The 17,348-nt window shown below is 64.9% G+C and carries 12 protein-coding genes; 3 read left to right on the top strand and 9 right to left on the bottom strand.

Going from position 1 to position 17,348, the window contains the following annotated elements; all coding sequences use genetic code 11:
- Positions 1 to 109: 109 nt before the first annotated feature.
- The 7 genes from SB764_RS14285 to mnmC all read right to left on the bottom strand — a co-directional run bounded on the left by SB764_RS14285 (position 110) and on the right by mnmC (position 10,081).
- The gene (locus tag SB764_RS14285; RefSeq protein WP_065061775.1) at positions 110 to 601 is read right to left on the bottom strand and encodes an SET domain-containing protein; all 492 of its coding nucleotides are present in this window, start codon (positions 599 to 601) and stop codon (positions 110 to 112) included.
- 281 nt (positions 602 to 882) lie between these two features.
- Entirely contained in the window at positions 883 to 1,995 is a 1,113-nt protein-coding gene (locus SB764_RS14280) for an NADH:flavin oxidoreductase/NADH oxidase (RefSeq protein ID WP_065061776.1), read from the bottom strand.
- Between the two features lie 225 nt (positions 1,996 to 2,220).
- Positions 2,221 to 2,949, bottom strand: coding sequence for a glutamine amidotransferase (locus SB764_RS14275; RefSeq protein ID WP_321903914.1), 729 nt, complete (start codon positions 2,947 to 2,949; stop codon positions 2,221 to 2,223).
- A 268-nt stretch (positions 2,950 to 3,217) separates the two neighbouring features.
- A complete protein-coding gene (locus SB764_RS14270; RefSeq protein ID WP_065061778.1) occupies positions 3,218 to 3,856 on the bottom strand; it encodes a MarR family winged helix-turn-helix transcriptional regulator in 639 nt (212 codons plus the stop codon).
- A gap of 770 nt (positions 3,857 to 4,626) precedes the next feature.
- On the bottom strand, positions 4,627 to 5,742 hold the full coding sequence (locus SB764_RS14265) for a YbdK family carboxylate-amine ligase (protein ID WP_065061779.1): 1,116 nt from the start codon (positions 5,740 to 5,742) through the stop codon (positions 4,627 to 4,629).
- Positions 5,743 to 5,889: 147 nt separating this feature from the next.
- Positions 5,890 to 7,095 carry a cation:proton antiporter gene (locus SB764_RS14260; protein WP_065061780.1) on the bottom strand — a complete coding sequence of 402 codons (1,206 nt, stop codon included), beginning with the start codon at positions 7,093 to 7,095 and terminating at the stop codon, positions 5,890 to 5,892.
- 970 nt (positions 7,096 to 8,065) lie between these two features.
- Entirely contained in the window at positions 8,066 to 10,081 is a 2,016-nt protein-coding gene (gene mnmC, locus SB764_RS14255; RefSeq protein ID WP_410863849.1) for a bifunctional tRNA (5-methylaminomethyl-2-thiouridine)(34)-methyltransferase MnmD/FAD-dependent 5-carboxymethylaminomethyl-2-thiouridine(34) oxidoreductase MnmC, read from the bottom strand.
- Positions 10,082 to 10,562: 481 nt separating this feature from the next.
- On the opposite strand from mnmC, the gene SB764_RS14250 reads away from it, so the two are divergent.
- Positions 10,563 to 10,841 (top strand): HU family DNA-binding protein, encoded by a 279-nt coding sequence (locus SB764_RS14250; RefSeq protein WP_027815965.1) that lies wholly within the window; start codon positions 10,563 to 10,565, stop codon positions 10,839 to 10,841.
- A 142-nt stretch (positions 10,842 to 10,983) separates the two neighbouring features.
- Here SB764_RS14250 and SB764_RS14245 read toward each other — a convergent pair whose 3' ends face one another.
- Entirely contained in the window at positions 10,984 to 12,336 is a 1,353-nt protein-coding gene (locus tag SB764_RS14245) for a GTP-binding protein (protein WP_321968809.1), read from the bottom strand.
- A 180-nt stretch (positions 12,337 to 12,516) separates the two neighbouring features.
- Entirely contained in the window at positions 12,517 to 12,960 is a 444-nt protein-coding gene (locus SB764_RS14240; RefSeq protein ID WP_065061783.1) for a lytic transglycosylase domain-containing protein, read from the bottom strand.
- 531 nt (positions 12,961 to 13,491) lie between these two features.
- Between SB764_RS14240 and gspD the strand changes: the two genes are divergently transcribed.
- Positions 13,492 to 15,831: a type II secretion system secretin GspD gene (gene gspD / locus SB764_RS14235; RefSeq protein WP_410863847.1), complete on the top strand. Its 2,340-nt coding sequence runs from the start codon at positions 13,492 to 13,494 to the stop codon at positions 15,829 to 15,831.
- 2 nt (positions 15,832 to 15,833) lie between these two features.
- Entirely contained in the window at positions 15,834 to 17,330 is a 1,497-nt protein-coding gene (gene gspE, locus SB764_RS14230) for a type II secretion system ATPase GspE (RefSeq protein WP_065061785.1), read from the top strand.
- Positions 17,331 to 17,348: the final 18 nt, after the last annotated feature.

The raw sequence follows: 17,348 nt of genomic DNA, 5'->3' as shown, positions 1-17,348 counted from the left end.
GAGCACCGCGCACATCGCGCATCGAAAACAACAAGGGCCGCATAAGCGGCCCTTGTTCATTGCGTCGTGTCGCGAAGATGCGTTGCGCGCGGCTACGCTGAATTCACGCTCACTTCTTTTTCTTGCCCTTCGACTTCTTGCCGCCCTTCTCTTCTTCGGGCGGCGCGAGCATCGTGCCGCGACATTTGCGCGCGCCGCAGCGGCATTCGTATTCGCGCTTGAGCTTCTTGGTCTGCTTCGCGTCGATCACGAGACCATAGTCGTAGAACAGCTCTTCGCCGCCGTCGATTTCGCGCAGCGCGTGAATGTACACGTGCCCGTCGATTTCCTCGGCTTCGCAGTTCGGCGCGCACGAATGATTGATCCAGCGCGCGCTGTTGCCGTTCACCTTGCCGTCGATCACGTCGCCGTCATCGAGCGCGAAATAGAAGGTGTGATTCGGCTCGTCGGGATTGTGCGGATGACGGCGCAGCGCCTCTTTCCACGAAATGCGCTCGCCCTTGTATTCGATCAGACGTTCGCCAGCCGCGATCGGACCAACCGCAAATACGCCCTTGCCGTGTACGCCCGACTGGCGCACGACGATCCTGCGTACACTCATTGATAAATCCTTGTGAAGTACTGGGGAGACGTTTCCCGCTCGCGGCATTCGCTGCCCGGCGCGTGCGTCCTGCGTTGAAGCGCGCGTGCGATTCAAGGCAATCGACATGCAACGCCAGGCAAAGCAATGTGCGCTTCAACGTGAATGCGGCGCCTTGTCGGCGCCGCGCTCGTGAACCCGCCGCGTGGATCTCGAACCTCGATCCGGATCGCCTGGCGCGTCACATCTGGAATCGTACACGTTCGCGGCGCCTTCGTTCAACCCGTACGCCGCATAGAGGCTCAACGTTGACCGAGCGTCGTCTCGCCGAACAGGTGTTTCTGGTCGCGCGGCTGCGAGCGCCAGTACTGCGGCGGCGCGCTCACCGTTGCGCCGAGTTGCGCGGCGGCGTGCCACGGCCAGCGCGGATCGTAAAGCATCGCGCGCGCCATCGCGATCATGTCGGCTTCGCCATCTTCGACGATCTGGTTCGCCTGCAACGGATCGGTGATGAGACCCACGGCAATCGTATTCATGCCGGTCTCCTGCTTCACCTTGCGCGCAAACGGCACCTGATAACCGGGCTCGAGCGGGATCTTCTGCAACGGCGACACGCCGCCCGTCGACACGTCGATCCAGTCGCAGCCGCGCGCCTTGAGCGCCTGTGCGAACACGACCGTTTCTTCCGGCGTCCAGCCGCCTTCGACCCAATCGGTCGCCGACACGCGCACGCCCACCGGACGATCCTCCGGAAACACCGCGCGCACCGCGTCGAAGACTTCGAGCGGAAAGCGCATGCGGTTTTCGAGCGAGCCGCCGTATTCGTCGTTGCGCTGATTCGCGATCGGCGAGAGGAATTGATGCAGCAAATAGCCGTGCGCCGCGTGCACTTCGAGCGCGTCGATACCCAGTCGCGCGGCACGGCGCGCCGTCGCCACGAAGGCTTCCTTTACGCGCAGCAGGCCCGCGACGTCGAGCGCGAGCGGCGGCGTTTCATCGGCCTTGTGCGGCAGCGCCGAGGGCGCATGCGGCAACCATCCGCCATCGGCGACCGAAATCAGCTGGCCGCCCTCCCAGGGCACATGACTCGACGCCTTGCGGCCCGCGTGCGAGATCTGCATGGCGATGCGAATCGGCGAATGACGACGGATGGCGGCGATCACCGGTTCGAGTGCGGCTTCGGTGGCATCGTCCCAGAGTCCGAGATCGCCGGGCGTGATGCGCCCGACCGGTTCCACGGCGGTGGCTTCGATGCACAGCATGCCCGCGCCCGAGAGCGCGAGATGGCCGAGATGAATCATGTGCCAGTCGGTGGCTTCGCCGCGCTCGGCGGAGTACTGACACATCGGCGACACGACGATGCGGTTCGCGAGCGTCACGCCACGCAGCGCGAACGGTGTAAAGAGCTTGCTCATGGGGATGGCGCGCAGGAGGATGAGGAGCGATCGAGAATAGCACGCGTGTTTTTTCGGCGCTGGCTACTGCAAAACGCTTGCGCGGGGCGAACCGCTTGTCCGGCCGAAACGGATGCGCGAGCAAAAAGCGGGCGCGGCAAGCCACCGGACGCGGCGGCGCGTCAGTCAGCCCGTGCGAATCCCGCGGCCGTGACGGCCTGGATGGCGTGAATCAAGTTTTGCGGATCAGGGCTGCTTCGCGGCGGCCAGTTTGTCGACGGCGTCGAGCCACTCGTGCAGCATGCGGCTCGCTTGCGTTTCGAGCGTCGGCGCGTGCTGCGCCGTTTGCGCGCGCAGCGCATTGACGTCGACGCCCGCCGAAGCGATCTCGGCGGCATGACCGATCAACCAGGGCTCGAAGCGGTCGGCGCGCACTTCGGGATGACATTGCAAACCCAGCACGTGATCGCCCCACGCGAACGCCTGGTTCTCGCACAGCGGCGTGGAGGCGAGACGCGTCGCACCCAGCGGTAGGTCGAACGTGTCGCCGTGCCAGTGCAGCATCGAGGTCGCCGCGCCGTCCAGATGACGCAGCGGCGAAGCGCGGCCGGCGTCGGTCAGCGTGAGCGGCGTCCAGCCGATTTCCTGCTGACCCGAAGCGTAGACGCGCGCGCCGAGCACGCGCGCAATCAGTTGCGCGCCGAGGCAGATGCCGAGCGTCGGCAAACCGGCGGCAATGCGCTTTTCGATCAGCGCGGCAAGAGGAGCGAGGGTGGGATAGCGTGCGTCGTCGCACGCGTTGATCGGGCCGCCGAGTATCACCATCAGCGACGGCGAAACGGGATTGAGCGCGGCCACGCGGGCGAAGCCGACATCGACGTAACGCACGGGACGCCCGCGGTCGCCGAACACGCGCTCGAAGCTGCCGAGGTCTTCGAAATAGACGTGACGTACGGCCAAAACCTCGCGATTCATCGACAAATCCCTGGGTCAGCTACACAATCCGGTGCGCGGCGCGCGGCGTCTCCGCAGCGCGAACGCCGGGACACGCCAGCACCACACGCATGAACGCACAAGCGTACACACGCGGCGTGACAAGGTGAAGGGGGACAGGCAGAAAAGCGCGAGGCCGAAGGCCCGGCGCCGATCGCGGACGCGCCGTGCGGCCGCCGCAATCGAGGCGGCCGGTACGGTCGAGCCCGCACCCGCCACGGGCCGCCCTCGCTCGGGCGGCCATCCGGCATCAAGCCGCGAAGATCTTCCAGTTTTTCTTCTGGGTCGTCGCGTCCGCCTGTTCGTACACCGAGCAATCGAGACGCAGATCCGTGTCCGACATGTCGATGTTCAGTGCCGTGCAGTGATGCGGCGTCTTCTTCGGGTTCTTGCTCGGCTCGAAGTGCGAGCACGAGAGGCACATGCGGTGCTGCGGCATGGTGTCCTGGGCTTCGAGCACATAGACCGTCTTCAGCAGCGTGCGGTAGAGCGCCGACTGCTCTTCGGCCTTGAGGCCGCCGACTGCCTTCGAGAGGAAATCAGGCCATTGCGCGGCCTTCTTCGCAGCCGTACGGCCACGCGAGGTCAAGCGCACTGCGAGTGCACGGCCGTCGTCGAGCGCACGGCGCTTTTCGACGAGACCCTTGGTTTCGAGCGTGCTCACCGCATCGCTGGTGGTCGCTGCGGTCAGCGCCGTTTCACGGGCGATCTCGCCGAGGCGCATCGGCCCTTTACGCTGCATCAGCAGCACGAGAATTTCGCCCTGGGTCGGCGTGAGTCCTGCCCCTTCGGCCCAGTCCCACGCCTGGCTCCGCATAGCCGTGCTAAGTCGCAGCAGGCTATGGGTCACCCGCCCGGCTGCCTGCTCTCCGTATACGCCTTCGCTCATAGTCTTTCGCTGGTTATAGGCAGCTTGCGCTGCATCGTCAGCCGTCGATCATGCCGACGGCCTTGTGGGAACTTTGCGTTCGATCCCGAGGAATCGAGCACACCATCTCAAAAATTTCCTGCTTCGCATGCGCTGGAATCAGACCAAGCCACATCGCACACAGTCATTCGTTCTCACCAATCGCTCTCCCAGGCATCCTTCGTATCCCCGGTCCAGCGCGGCAAACCGACATTCTATGCGAGAGTGGCGAATCGCACAGCTAACTTATCCAACGCGAATTGTGGATAACCCGTTGGTAACTGCGCCAATACTATGTGGGTGAATTCTTGATAACGCGCAATACCTCTGAAATCAAGGCCTGGTTCACCTGAATTTAGCGGCTGCGCGCCAGTGGAATTCGTCGCTCCCGGTCAGGTTTTCCCCGACTTTTCCCCGACTTTTCCTTTCCGCAGGCCGTTGAGTTTTCAGGCATTTTTCACGTTACCCACAGGCCGCGCCCTCACACGTCAACTACTATCGGCCATTCAGCGGCAAAGATCAAAAAAAAGTAAGAACCCCCTGGTATCTTGCAACGAGCAAAAAAAATTTTTACGGCGTCTAACGCCATGCCGATTGAGCGTTCCGAACGGTAGAAGCCGCCGCCTGCGCATTCGCCCTATATCGGCGCAATCACGCCATGTCTGACCAGAAAGCAAAAAGGGCAGCCCGTGGGCTGCCCTTTTTTTACGCTGAACACGCGGCTTACACGTCTCGCGCGAGTGCGGCGTCGCTTACGCTCGCCAGCGCAGACACTGCTGCCGCACCGCTTCGTGCAGGGACTTCTCTTCGGCGACCACACCGCGCAGCCAGGTCGCGTCATTGGTCTGCGCCCGCGCGATGGTGCCGATTTCGGTCAGCGCGCGCATCGAGCCCAGTGCCTCGCCGTGCGGCGCGATGGTCTCCAGCGTCGCGAGGATGTCCTCGGAGATGGTGCGGCGCTCGCCCGTCTGCGGATCGACGCAGGTGCCGCCCAGACCGAAACGGCATGCCTGGAAACGGTTGAACGTGTAGACGAGGTAATCGTCCTCGAGCGGCTGGATCGGCCGGTCGGTCAGCAGATGGCGCGCGAGCGTCTGGATGTAGCAGGCAATCGCGGCCGCGCGCTCGACCGACAGCGGCGTGTCCATCACGCGCACCTCGATCGTGCCGAAACCGGGCTTCGGGCGGATGTCCCAGTAGAAGTCTTTCATGCTGTTGACGACGCCCGTGTGCACCATCTTCGAGAAGTACTCCTTGAACTCCTCCCAGCTCAGCACGAACGGCGCGCGGCCCGACAGCGGAAACGCGAACACGGAATTCAGGCGTGCCGAGTGAAATCCGGTATCGACGCCCTGCACGTACGGCGACGAAGCCGACAGCGCAATGAAATGCGGGATGTAGCGCGACAGCGAATGCAGCAGGAACAGCGCGCTGTCCGCGTCCGGGCAGCCGATGTGCACGTGCTGGCCGAACACCGTGAACTGCTTCGCCAGATATCCGTAGAGCTCCGAAAGGTATTGAAAGCGCGGCGTATCGACGATGCGGCGATCGCTCCATTGCTGGAACGCGTGCGTGCCGCCGCCGCACAGGCCGACGTTCAGCCGGTCGGCGGCCGTGACGAGCACGTCGCGGATGCGGCGCAGATCGGCGACCGCCTGCTCGTGCGACGTGCAGATGCCGGTCGACAGCTCGATCATGCTTTCGGTGATTTCGGGCGTGATATTGCCCGGAATCTCCTGATCCTTGATGAGGCGCATGAGATCGCTGCCCGCCTTGGTCAGATCGTAATCGTGCGTGTTGACGATCTGCATTTCGAGTTCGATGCCGAAGGTGAACGGCTTCGAATCGACAAAAGTTTCCAGTGACATGACGTCCCCTCTTTCGGCCACGCCGCGCTGCGCGTCTCGACTGGCGAGGCGCGCGCGGCGGGCGGTGTTACGGTGCGGCGGCGAGCCGGCGCTCCGGATCGTTCAGACGTTTGAAATCCGGCGCGCGCGGCGACCACGCCGCTCGAATCATTCTTCGCCGCGTTCGCCGACGAGCGCGAGCGCGCGATAGACGAGCCACGGCCCGACCAGTTGCAGCACGACGATTGCGCACATCATGATCGCGCGCAGGCGCGGATCGAACGACGGATACAGATCGTAGGTGTCCTCGACCAGCAGCAGCGCGAGCGCCGACATCGGCGTCAGCGCCACGCCGAGCGCCACCCCCTGCTTCCATTCGAGTCCGCTCGGCCGCGCAAAGATCAGCACACCGATCATTTTGCCGACGAAGCGCGCGACGATCAGCCCGGCCGCGGCCGCGCCGCCCACGAGAATGTCGTGCCACTCGAAGGTGGTCATCGTCAGCACGAACAGAATCACGGTGAGCAGCCATCCGGCCGTGCCGAAATGCTGCGGCCACAATTGCGGCCGCACTTCGAGATTCTTCACGATGATGCCGGCGGCCAGCAGGCTCAGGATCGTCGAGAGCTTGAGCAGATGCGCGACCGCGATCGCGAGCAGCACGAGGCCGAACAGCGCGACGAACGAATGCTCGTCCTGCGGACTCAGGCGTCGATAGAACAACGTGCAGGCGCGCGCGAGCACATACGCGACCACGATCGAGCCGATCAGCAGATACAGCGGCTGGATGATCGTGGCGAACACGTTGCCGTAGATCTCCTGATGCAGCCAGCTCGACGCAAGCTTTTCGACCACCACGGCATACATGCTGTTGAGCGCCGTGAGCGTGAGCAGACGCTGCGTGACCTGGCCTTCGGCGCGCAGTTCGGTTTTCAGCTGGATCACCATTGCGGGCGACGTCGCCATGGCGATCGACGCTACCACGATCGCCACCATCGCCGGCACCGAAAGAAACAGCAGCACGACGAGCACGAGCACGAACGTGAGCGAGGCTTCGGCGAGACTCGACAGAATGATCCAGGGATTGCGGCGGATCCAGCGCAGGTCGAGACGGCTGCCGAGTTCGAACAGCAGCAGACCGAGCGCGACATCGAGCAGCGGCCGCGCGGCCATGGCCGTATCGACGTCGATGACGCCAAAACCCGCCGCGCCCGCGATCAGGCCAATGATCGCGTAGCCCGAAATGCGCGGGAGCCGCCAGGCGCGATAGCAGAGTTCGCCGAACAGCCCGGCAGCGAGCAGCGCGAGGCCTGCCCAGAAAATGCCGTCTGGCTGCAAGGGCCAGTCGGGAAAGAACGAAAACGCCGACTTCATCGTGGAGGCTTCTCCTTTGGCAGAAGACAAACCGGCTGTCCGACGTCGAGATGCATCAACGCATCCGCTCGATGCTGCACAGGGCGCGACTGCGACTGGCGCGTGCGGCCAGGCAGACAGGCAAGCCGCGTGCCGCACCTCGCATGGCCCGGCGGCAGCCATGCGCGACGCATTGCGGGCGAGCGCCGCGCCCACGCCATCATGCCCGGCGGCACCGACTCCTGCACGGGGCGCGCAGGCGCGCAACCAGAGGAGGCAGCGGCCAGGGACGACGAACGGCGACGGGAAACTCAGCACCGGTGCCGCTTGCGCGGCGAACAGCCGGTACGGGCGCATTCGTGTGGAAGTCAGCGCCCGCGTTGGATGGACCGGACGCTGCGGGCCTGCCTGAACTCAGATTCAGGCGGGGCGGCATCCGTTCCGTGGAAAGCGTCGGCCGTCTTGCGCGGCGTGTAACGCGGAAATGAACGGCGATTGTGCCATAGCTTTTTTGCAATTGTCCCCGCCTGGCGGCAAAGGATCACGAAGGCGGTAATTGCGTCCGTAATCGCCGAGCTTTCACGACGATAAGGAAAAAATGACCGTCGCGGCCGGAACGGCCCAGACGGCGCGCAAGCGCCGCAGGCGTCCGGCTCGTCCGATGGCGATGGAGCTAGCCTCGGGTTTACGGTTTACCGTATGTATACGTAGTAGAAGTTAACAAAGGGGGCATTTTCCTGTGGATAACCCCTGTATACCTATGTGAATCATTGGCTTGGCGTCCGCACAACCGGATGCACAGCTTGTGCGGCGACGACCGGCAACAAAGAACAACTTTTTGGGGTCGCGAAAAAGTCGCCGAGTTACCCCGTTTACGTCCACATCGTGTCCCTGCGGAACTTACCCACAATCCGCGCGCTTATCCACAGGCTGGCGTGAATAACTGTATTGGTCGCCTAAGCAGTGAGCACGCGCGCTGTGTTGGCGTCGATCAGAGCGCGCGCTGACGCAAGGCGCGCTGAAGAAAGCGTGCCGGATCGAGGTGCTCGGCCAGTTCGCGCTCGATCGGCCAGGGTTCGCCTTCGATCTGCGACGCGATCAGTTCCGCACCGAGCGCCGCCCAGACGAGTCCGCGCGAACCGAATGCGAAGGCGCCGTAAAGCCCAGGCGTGCGCGGCAGATCGAGCGGCCAGGCGCCCGAGAGACGTTGGGCGTCGTGGCGGGCGGCGTATTCGTCGCCGAGCTGGCCGATCATCGGCAGGCGGTCGCTGGTCACGCAGCGCAGCGCGACGCGGCCGCGCCAGGCTCGATCATCCGATGCCGACGTGCCGGGTTTCGTGGCCTCGGCGGCGCGCAAGGCGTCGAGCGCGGGCAGCATCTGCGCGACGCGCTCGATGTTTTCCGTGTGGCCGTCCGCGCGCAGCGCCGTATCGGTATCGTCGACTTCGTAGGTGGCGCCGATGAGCGTCACGTCGTCGGGCAGCGGCACGGCATAACCGTCGCCGATCACGGGCACGCGCAGGGACGCGAGCGGGCTGGCGTCGAGCAGCGTGAGCTGGCCGCGCACTGGGCGCGTCGGTGCGAAGTCGAGCGCGGCGGCGCGCGAGGCGTCGTGCGCATTGGCGAACACGACGACGCCTGCCTGCGTAACGAGCGCATCGGCATCGTCGTAGATGCGCCAGAGACCCCCGTCGTCATCCCGCTCGATGCGCCCGACGGACACGCCATAACGCACGTCGATCTGCGCGCCCGGCAGCGCGCGCGCGGCGGCGATCTGCGCGCGGCACAGCGAAGCCGGATCGATTGCGCCGCCCAGCGGATAAAACCAGCCGCCCTGCGCGAGCGGCGTGCCGGCGATCGCTTCGGCTTCGGCTTGCGAAACGCCGCGCACGAATTGATCGGGATAACCAAACGATTCGAGCGCCGCGGCCACGGCTTGCGCTTCGTCGTCGGTGGCCAGATGCACCAAGCCGGTGTGCGAGCGCGTCGGCGCATGACCCGCGGCGTCGAGCGCGGCCCAGCGTTGCAGCGCGTAGAAAAAGCCCGCGCGCGTGATGCGCGAGGCGCTGCTGTCGTCGCGCGAAATGAGCGGATGGAACACGCCGGCGGGATTGCCCGACGCTTCGCGCGCAGGTTCGGCATGCCGCTCGATCAGCGTGACGCGCCAGCCGCGCGCGGCGAGCCGTTCGACGAGCGCGCTGCCCGCGAGGCCCGCGCCGATCACCACCGCATGACGTTCGCCGACCGTGACGGGCAGCGGCGGTTCGTGTCGACGCACGCGCCAGCGCGGCGCGAAGCGGCCCGTCAGCATCGTCCATTTGCCTGCGAATCCCGCTTCCCGGCGGTATTCGAAACCGCTTTGCTCCAGCGCGCGTTTGACGTCGCCCGCGCTGCTCCAGGTGGCGATCGTGCAGTCTTCGCCCGCCACGCGCGCGAGCGCCTTGAAGATGGGCAGTGACCAGAGTTCGGGATTTTTCGCGGGCGCGAAACCGTCGAGATAGATCGCGTCGGCGCGTAACCACAGTTTGGGCAGCGTTTCGAGCGCATCGCCGAACGCGAGCGTGAGCGTCACGCGGCCGCCTTCGAATTCGAGCCGATGCGTGCCGGGCATGAGCATCGGCCAGGCGTCGGCGAGTTGCCGGGCGAGCGCCGTGAGGTCCGCGCGTGCCGTGCGTTCCATCACGACGGCCAGCGCGGCGCGCAGATCGTCGCGCGAAAACGGGTGCATTTCCGTCGAAACGAAATGCAGGCGCTCGCAACGTGCGGGATCGGCGCGCCAGGCGGCCCAGGTCGCGAGGAAGTTCACGCCGAGTCCGAAGCCCGTTTCCAGTACGGTGAACACGCGCTGGCTTTGCCAGCGTTCGGGCAGCCGGTTGCCGCGTAAAAACACGTATTCGGATTGTTCGAGCGCGCCTTGCGGGCTGTGATAGACGTCGTCGAAACGCGGCGAGAACGGCGTGCCGTCGTCGCGAAAGGCGAGCGTGGCGGGAATCAGGGTGGCGGTCATGACTTACGCGAAGGCTGGCTGCGAGGGCAATCGTAACGATCGGGAGGTGTCGGCCGGGGCGGCGCTGCGTATGAAGGCGCGCGCGACGTTGCATGTGAAGCGGGGCAAACGCCCGCCCACGCTGGGTTTGCGGGCAAAAACCGTTGGCTCGGCGCAACGCGGTGTGCAGCAAAAACGCGTTCGCGCGGGGTGTTCGCCGTGCTGCGCGCATCAAAAGCGCACGGCGATGCGAAAAAACCCGCGCTTACCCCTCGAAATCTACGAAACCCTTGTCGTTATTGGGTTTGCGCTGCGCTATCATAGCAAGCGCCGCCCAGGGAAGCGGCAGCACGGACGTCGCGGGTCGAGCCATACGCTTGCCACCGCACGCAAATCCCCGGGGTGCTCCGGGTCCGTCGCTGCTCGACGGCGCGGCACGCGACCGTATAATCGGCGCGTTCGCGCTGTTCGTGTCAACCTAAACACAGAAAGGAACTTCTCAATGAATAAACAGGAACTGATCGACGCCGTCGCAGCACAGACGGGCGCTAGCAAGGCACAAACCGGCGAAACGCTGGACACGCTCCTCGAAGTGGTCAAGAAGGCTGTGTCGAAAGGCGACGCAGTTCAACTGATCGGCTTCGGCAGCTTCGGCTCGGGCAAGCGCGCTGCGCGCACCGGTCGTAACCCGAAGACGGGCGAAACCATCAAGATTCCGGCTGCCAAGACCGTCAAGTTCACGGCTGGCAAGGCGTTCAAGGACGCCGTCAACAAGCGTTAAGGCATTACCGCTTTAAGTTGACACCCGCCCCTGGCGGGTTTTTTTTCGCCTGAAAAAGACAACGGCGCCGCGTCGAATGGATATCGACGCGGCGCCGTTTTTTCGTCATCGACGCGGTGAATCGAGCGCTTTTACAGCGCGCTCAATGGCGATGAACGATCTCGTCTTCGTGGTCGTGATCGTGTTCGTCGTCGTCGAAATCCCATTCCGGGAACGGGTCGTCGAAGGCTTGCCAGGCGTTCGGGCCGCCCGCGTATTCCTCGTCGGTCAGCAGGCAGGCGTCGAGCTTCGTCTGCCACGTGGCGTGGTCGAGATTCACGCCGATCAGCACCAGTTCCTGGCGACGGTCGCCGATGGTCGTGTCGTTGGCGTCGCCGTACCAGTCGGCGGCGATTTCCGCTTCGAGGCCGGCGTCTTCCGGCCATTCGTCGCGCGGCAGCGCCGCCCACCACGTGCCCGCCGGGCCGTGTCGGCACACGCCGCCCGCCTGCGAAAGCGAGCCGGTGATGTCGTTGCGCGTGGCGAGCCAGAAGAAGCCCTTCGAGCGCAGCACGCCCGGCCATTCCTGATTCAGCAGCGCCCACAGCCGCGCCGGATGAAACGGCCGGCGGGCGCGATACACGAAGCTGCCGATGCCGTAAGCGCCGCTCTGCTCGTGGTGCGCGTGCTGGCAGTCGGGGTCGCCGCATGCGCCGTGATCGTGGTCGTGGTCGTGAGCATGATCGTGGTCGTGCGCGTGGCGATGCTCGCGCAACGACGCCTGCCAGCCCGGCGCGCTCGCCGCGTCGTCGAAATCGAAGCGACCCGTGTTCAGCACGATGTCGAGCGGCACGTCACCGAAGCGGCTCACCACCTGCACGGCGCGCGGATTGATCTGCTTGAGAATCTGCTGCAGATGCGCGAGATCTTCGGCGCTCACGAGATCGGCCTTGTTCAGCACCAGCACGTCGCAGAACTCCACCTGCTCGATCAGCAGTTCGACGATCGTGCGGTCGTCGCCCTCGCCCACCGTCAGGCCGCGCTCGGCGAGCGGGTCGGCGCTCGCGTAGTCGCGCAAAAAATTGAAGGCGTCGACGACCGTGACGAGCGTGTCGAGGCGCGCGAAATCGGCCAGCGCGTGGCCTTCTTCGTCGGCGAACGCGAAGCTTTCCGCGACCGGCAGCGGTTCGGCCACGCCCGTCGATTCGATCAGGATGGCGTCGAAGCGCTGGCCCGCGCGCGCTGGATCGGCGAGACGGCGGACTTCGGTGAGCAGGTCGTCGCGCAGCGTGCAGCAGATGCAGCCGTTCGACAGCTCGACGAGCCGTTCCTCGACGTGTGCGAGCGCGGAAGCGTCGCGCACCAGCGCGGCGTCGATGTTGACGGCGGCCAGATCGTTGACGATCACGGCTACGCGCAGTCCGGCGCGGTTGGCGAGGACGTGGTTGAGCAGCGTGGTTTTGCCCGCGCCCAGAAACCCGGAGAGCACGGTGACGGGCAGTGGCGGCTGGTTCATCGCAGTGAGCAGTAAGAGAAGACGGGAAGAAGCGGGCCGCGCGCGGCGGCGCGGCGCAAGGCTCAATTGTGCACCATGCGCGCGAGGGGCGCTGCAGGCGTGGGCGCGGAGTTGAATACGGCAACGGAAGCGATGACGGGGCCGGATGAGCCGCTCAGTCCGCGCCCGAACGGCGTTCCGTTATTGCATCAGCTTCCACTTGCGCAGGATGGCGGCGATCTGCTGCGCATACTGGTCGCGCAGCGTGGGCGTTTCCGAGTGGTACGCGCCCACGGCGGCCCAGGTATTGCCGTACTTGTTCATCTTCTGGCGCAGATGCCAGGCCGCGATGTAGACGTTCTTGCACGGCTCCATTAGCGTGCTCTGCGAAATGCCGTATTGCGCGAGCGCCGGCAAATGGATCGAGTTGATCTGCATGACGCCGTAATCGACCGATCCGTTCGCATTCCTGTGCAGTGCTTCGGGTGTGTTGTGCGATTCCTGCCACGCGATCGCGCGCAGGATCAGCGGATTCACCTTCTGGTAGCGCGCCGCCTCGTCGAAACAATCGGCGCGCGCGCCCGTGCTGGCGCAGGCCAGCGCGAGCGCAAGAGCGGAGATCGTAGCGGACGCAACCTTTTTCATTCTGATGCTGAGCGAGGGCCGGAGACGGCATGCTAGCCGAAGTTTCCTCGGTGGCGAGGAAAAAATCGCAGGCGAATCTGGGGAAAACCCGTGTCTTTGGCTCATTTTCGAGCTTGCGGACCGCCCGTATCATACCGGCAGTCGATGACGCGTCAAGCCAGCCGGACGGGCTATGCGTCCCGGCTCAACACGATTTGTCGACCGTGCGATTGCCCGATCCTTACAAAATCCTTCAAATCGCTGCTTCTTTAGAAGAAATCCCCGGACCGCCTTTCTTTGTGACAAATTCGACACGAAAAGCTGCTACTGTTTCTCCTTTTGGTGTGCATCGGTTGCCGGGGGGAGGAGCGTCGGCAGTTCGAGGCGGGTCGATCGAAGGGGTCTGCGGCTTTCGCGTATACGGCAATCGCCACGCGCGGGCCGACCGCGGGCCGACCGTTCGGGCACGATGCACACGTTGAGCACGATAAGCACGACTAGCCGGCGGCGTCCGCTGCCGGCTTCGATATGACATCCATGAGAAGAAATCGTATGGCTTTGCGTCGCCTCGCCACGGCGCTGCTCGTGAGCGGGCTCATTTCGGCGCAGCTCGCGCATGCCCAGGTCACGCTCAACTTCGTCAATGCCGACATCGACCAGGTCGCCAAGGCGATCGGGGCGGCCACGGGCAAAACGATCATCGTCGATCCCCGCGTGAAGGGGCAGCTCAATCTCGTTTCCGAGAACGCCGTTCCCGAGGATCAGGCGCTCAAGACGCTGCAATCGGCGCTGCGCATGCAGGGCTTCGCGCTCGTGCAGGATCATGGCGTGCTGAAGGTCGTGCCCGAAGCCGACGCCAAGCTGCAAGGCGTGCCTACTTTCGTGGGCAACACGCCCGGCGCGCGCGGCGACCAGGTCATCACGCAGGTTTTCCAGCTCCGCAACGAGTCGGCGAACAACCTGCTGCCGGTGCTGCGCCCGCTCATTTCGCCGAACAACACCATCGCGGCCTATCCGGGCAACAACGCGCTCGTCGTGACCGATTACGCCGACAACGTGCGCCGCATCGCTGCGATCATCGCCGGTGTGGACACCGCCGCCGGTCAGCAGGTGCAGGTGGTGCCGCTGCGCAACGCCAACGCCATCGACATCGCGCCGACGCTGCAAAAGATGCTCGATCCGGGCGCGATCGGCGGTTCCGATCCCACGCTCAAGGTCACGGTGCTCGCCGACGCGCGCACCAATTCGATCATGCTGCGCGCCTCGAATGCGCAGCGCCTCGCCGCGGCGAAGCAGCTCGCGCAGCAGCTCGACGCGCCCACGAGCATGCCGGGCAACATGCACGTCGTCTCGCTGCGCAACGCCGACGCGGTGACGCTCGCGAAGACGCTGCGCGGCATGCTGGGCAAGGGCGGCAACGATTCGTCGTCGTCGGGCAGCGGTGCGAATTCGTTCAACCAGAACGGCAACAGCAGCGGCTCGGGCAGCAATGGCAGCGGCTCGACCGGCATGTCAGGCACGCCGCCGCTGCCGAGTTCGCTGGGCGGCGGCAACAGCGCGTCGAGCAATCCGATGTCGGGCGGTTCGTCGTCGGGCAATAACAACGACTTCCTCGGCGACAACAGCAAGGACAAGGGCGACGACAATTCGGGCGGCGGCATGATCCAGGCCGACGCCGCGACCAACTCGCTCATCATCACGGCGCCGGACGCGGTGTATCGCAACCTGCGCGCCGTGATCGACCAGCTCGACGCCCGCCGCGCGCAGGTCTATATCGAAGCGCTGATCGTCGAGCTGAACTCGAACACCAACGCCAACCTGGGCATCCAGTGGCAGATCGGCAGCGGCAACGTGCTGGCCGGCACCAATCTGGCCGCCGGCAGCACCAGCAACAGCATCATCAACCTCACGGCGGACGCCGTGACGGGCGGCGGCCTCGTGAGCTCGCTGGGTGCGCTCCAGCAAGGTCTGAACGTGGGCTGGGTGCACAACCTGTTCGGCGTGCAGGGTCTGGGCGCGCTGCTGCAGGCGCTCTCCCAGACGAGCGACGCGAACGTGCTCTCCACGCCGAATCTCATCACGCTCGACAACCAGGAAGCGAAGATCGTGGTCGGCACCAACGTGCCGATCCAGACGGGTTCGTATTCGAACCTCACGAGCGGCTCGACGAGTTCGGCGTTCAATACCTACGATCGCGTCGACGTGGGTCTCACGCTGCACATCAAGCCGCAGATCACCGAAGGCGGCATCCTGAAGCTGCAGCTTTACACGGAAGATTCGGCGATCGTGAACGGCACGACCAACGCCTCGACGAATCCGGCCGGTCCGGAATTCACGAAGCGTTCGATCCAGTCGACCGTGCTGGCCGACAACGGCGAGATCATCGTGCTCGGCGGCCTGATGCAGGACAACTACCAGGTCAGCAACAGCAAGGTGCCGCTGCTCGGCGACATTCCGTGGATCGGCCAACTGTTCCGTTCGGAAAACAAGACGCGCGCGAAGACCAATCTGATGGTGTTCCTGCGTCCGGTGATCATCAGCGATCGCAATACGGCGCAGGCGGTCACGTCGAATCGCTACGACTACATCCAGGGCGTGACGGGCGCGTACAAGTCCGACAACAACCTGATCAAGGATAACGACGATCCGGTCGTGCCGCCGATGCCGGTGGGCCCGGCCGAAGGCGGTTCGGCGCTCAATCTGTTCGATCTCGACAAGATGCGTCGCGAACAGGCAGTGCGCACGATCCAGGGCGCGCAGCCCGCGAGCGCCACGCAGATGCAGCCCGCCGTGCCGGTCCAGACGATCCCGGTTCAAACGGTGCCGGTGCAGACCGCGCCGGTGCAGCAGCAGCAACAGCCGCTCACCAGCCCGCAGCAGGTGCAGCCTTGAGCATGCCGGATACGCCTCAACCGGCTTCGGCGACCACGGCCGCGCGCGAAGCGCCCTCGCCGCTCGCCGCGCGTCTCGTGCCGTACAGCTTTGCCAGGAGCGGGCAACTGCTCGTCGCGCAGCAGCGCGCGGACGGCCTCGAAGTGTGGATCAGCGAGCGCACGTCGGGCGCGGCGATCGCCGAAGTCGCGCGCAATTTCGGCGCGTTTTCGCTGGTCCGCTTGCCGGCCGACGAACTCGCGCTGGCGATCAATCAGGCGTATGCGCGCCAGGACGGCAGCGCCGCGCAGGTTGTGGGCGAAGTCGAAGGCGAAGTCGATCTTTCGCGTCTCATGCAGGACATTCCCGAGGTGGAAGACCTGCTCGAATCCGAAGACGACGCGCCGATCATCCGCATGATCAACGCGCTGCTCACCCAGGCGGCGCGCGAGCAGGCGTCCGATATTCACATCGAGCCGTTCGAAAATGCCTCGGTGGTGCGCTTTCGCGTCGACGGCACGCTGCGCGACGTCGTGCGTCCGAAAAAGGCCCTGCACGGCGCGCTGATCTCGCGTATCAAGATCATGGCGCAGCTCGACATCGCCGAAAAACGTCTGCCGCAGGACGGCCGCATCACGCTGCGCGTGGGCGGGCGTCCGGTCGACGTGCGCGTGTCGACCTTGCCCACCGGTCACGGCGAACGCGCCGTGCTGCGTCTGCTCGAAAAAGACGCGCAGCGCCTGAATCTCGAAGCGCTCGGCATGGCCGCGGACACGCTCGGCAAGTTCGACCAGTTGATCGCGAAACCGCACGGCATCGTGCTGGTCACGGGGCCGACAGGCTCCGGTAAAACGACCACGCTTTATGCGTCGATGTCGCGGCTCGAAACGGCCACGACCAACATCATGACCGTGGAAGACCCGATCGAGTACGACCTCTCGGGCATCGGTCAGACGCAGGTGAACGAGCGTATCGGCATGACATTCGCGCGCGCGTTGCGCTCGATTCTGCGTCAGGATCCGGACATCATCATGATCGGTGAAATCCGCGATCTGGAAACGGCGCAAATTGCCGTGCAGGCTTCGCTCACGGGCCACCTCGTGCTCGCGACGCTGCACACCAACGACGCGGCATCGGCCGTGACGCGTCTGACCGACATGGGCGTCGAGCCGTATCTGCTCGCTTCGTCGCTGCTCGGCGTTCTGGCGCAGCGGCTCGTGCGTCAGCTTTGCCCGCACTGCAAAGAAGAGCGCGTCGAGGACGACGGCCGCAAGCGCTGGCATCCGGTCGGCTGCGAGCGCTGCGGACAATCGGGCTATTCCGGCCGACGCGGCGTCTACGAACTGCTGCTGATCGACGAACCGATCCGCAACCTGATTCACCGCAACGCCGCCGACGCGGAGATCTTCAGCGCGGGCCGCGAACAGGGCATGCGCACGTTGCGCGAGGACGGCGAACGCTGGCTCGATGCGGGCCGCACGTCGCTCGAAGAAGTGCTGCGCGTGACCGGCGGCGCTTAAGCGGAGGCGATCAGCAAC

The sequence above is a fragment of the Paraburkholderia sp. SIMBA_027 genome (assembly GCF_046535315.1).
GTDB lineage: Bacteria > Pseudomonadota > Gammaproteobacteria > Burkholderiales > Burkholderiaceae > Paraburkholderia > Paraburkholderia tropica.
The sequence above is the reverse complement of the archived record's forward strand: the minus strand, read 5'-3'. Positions and strand labels throughout refer to the sequence as shown.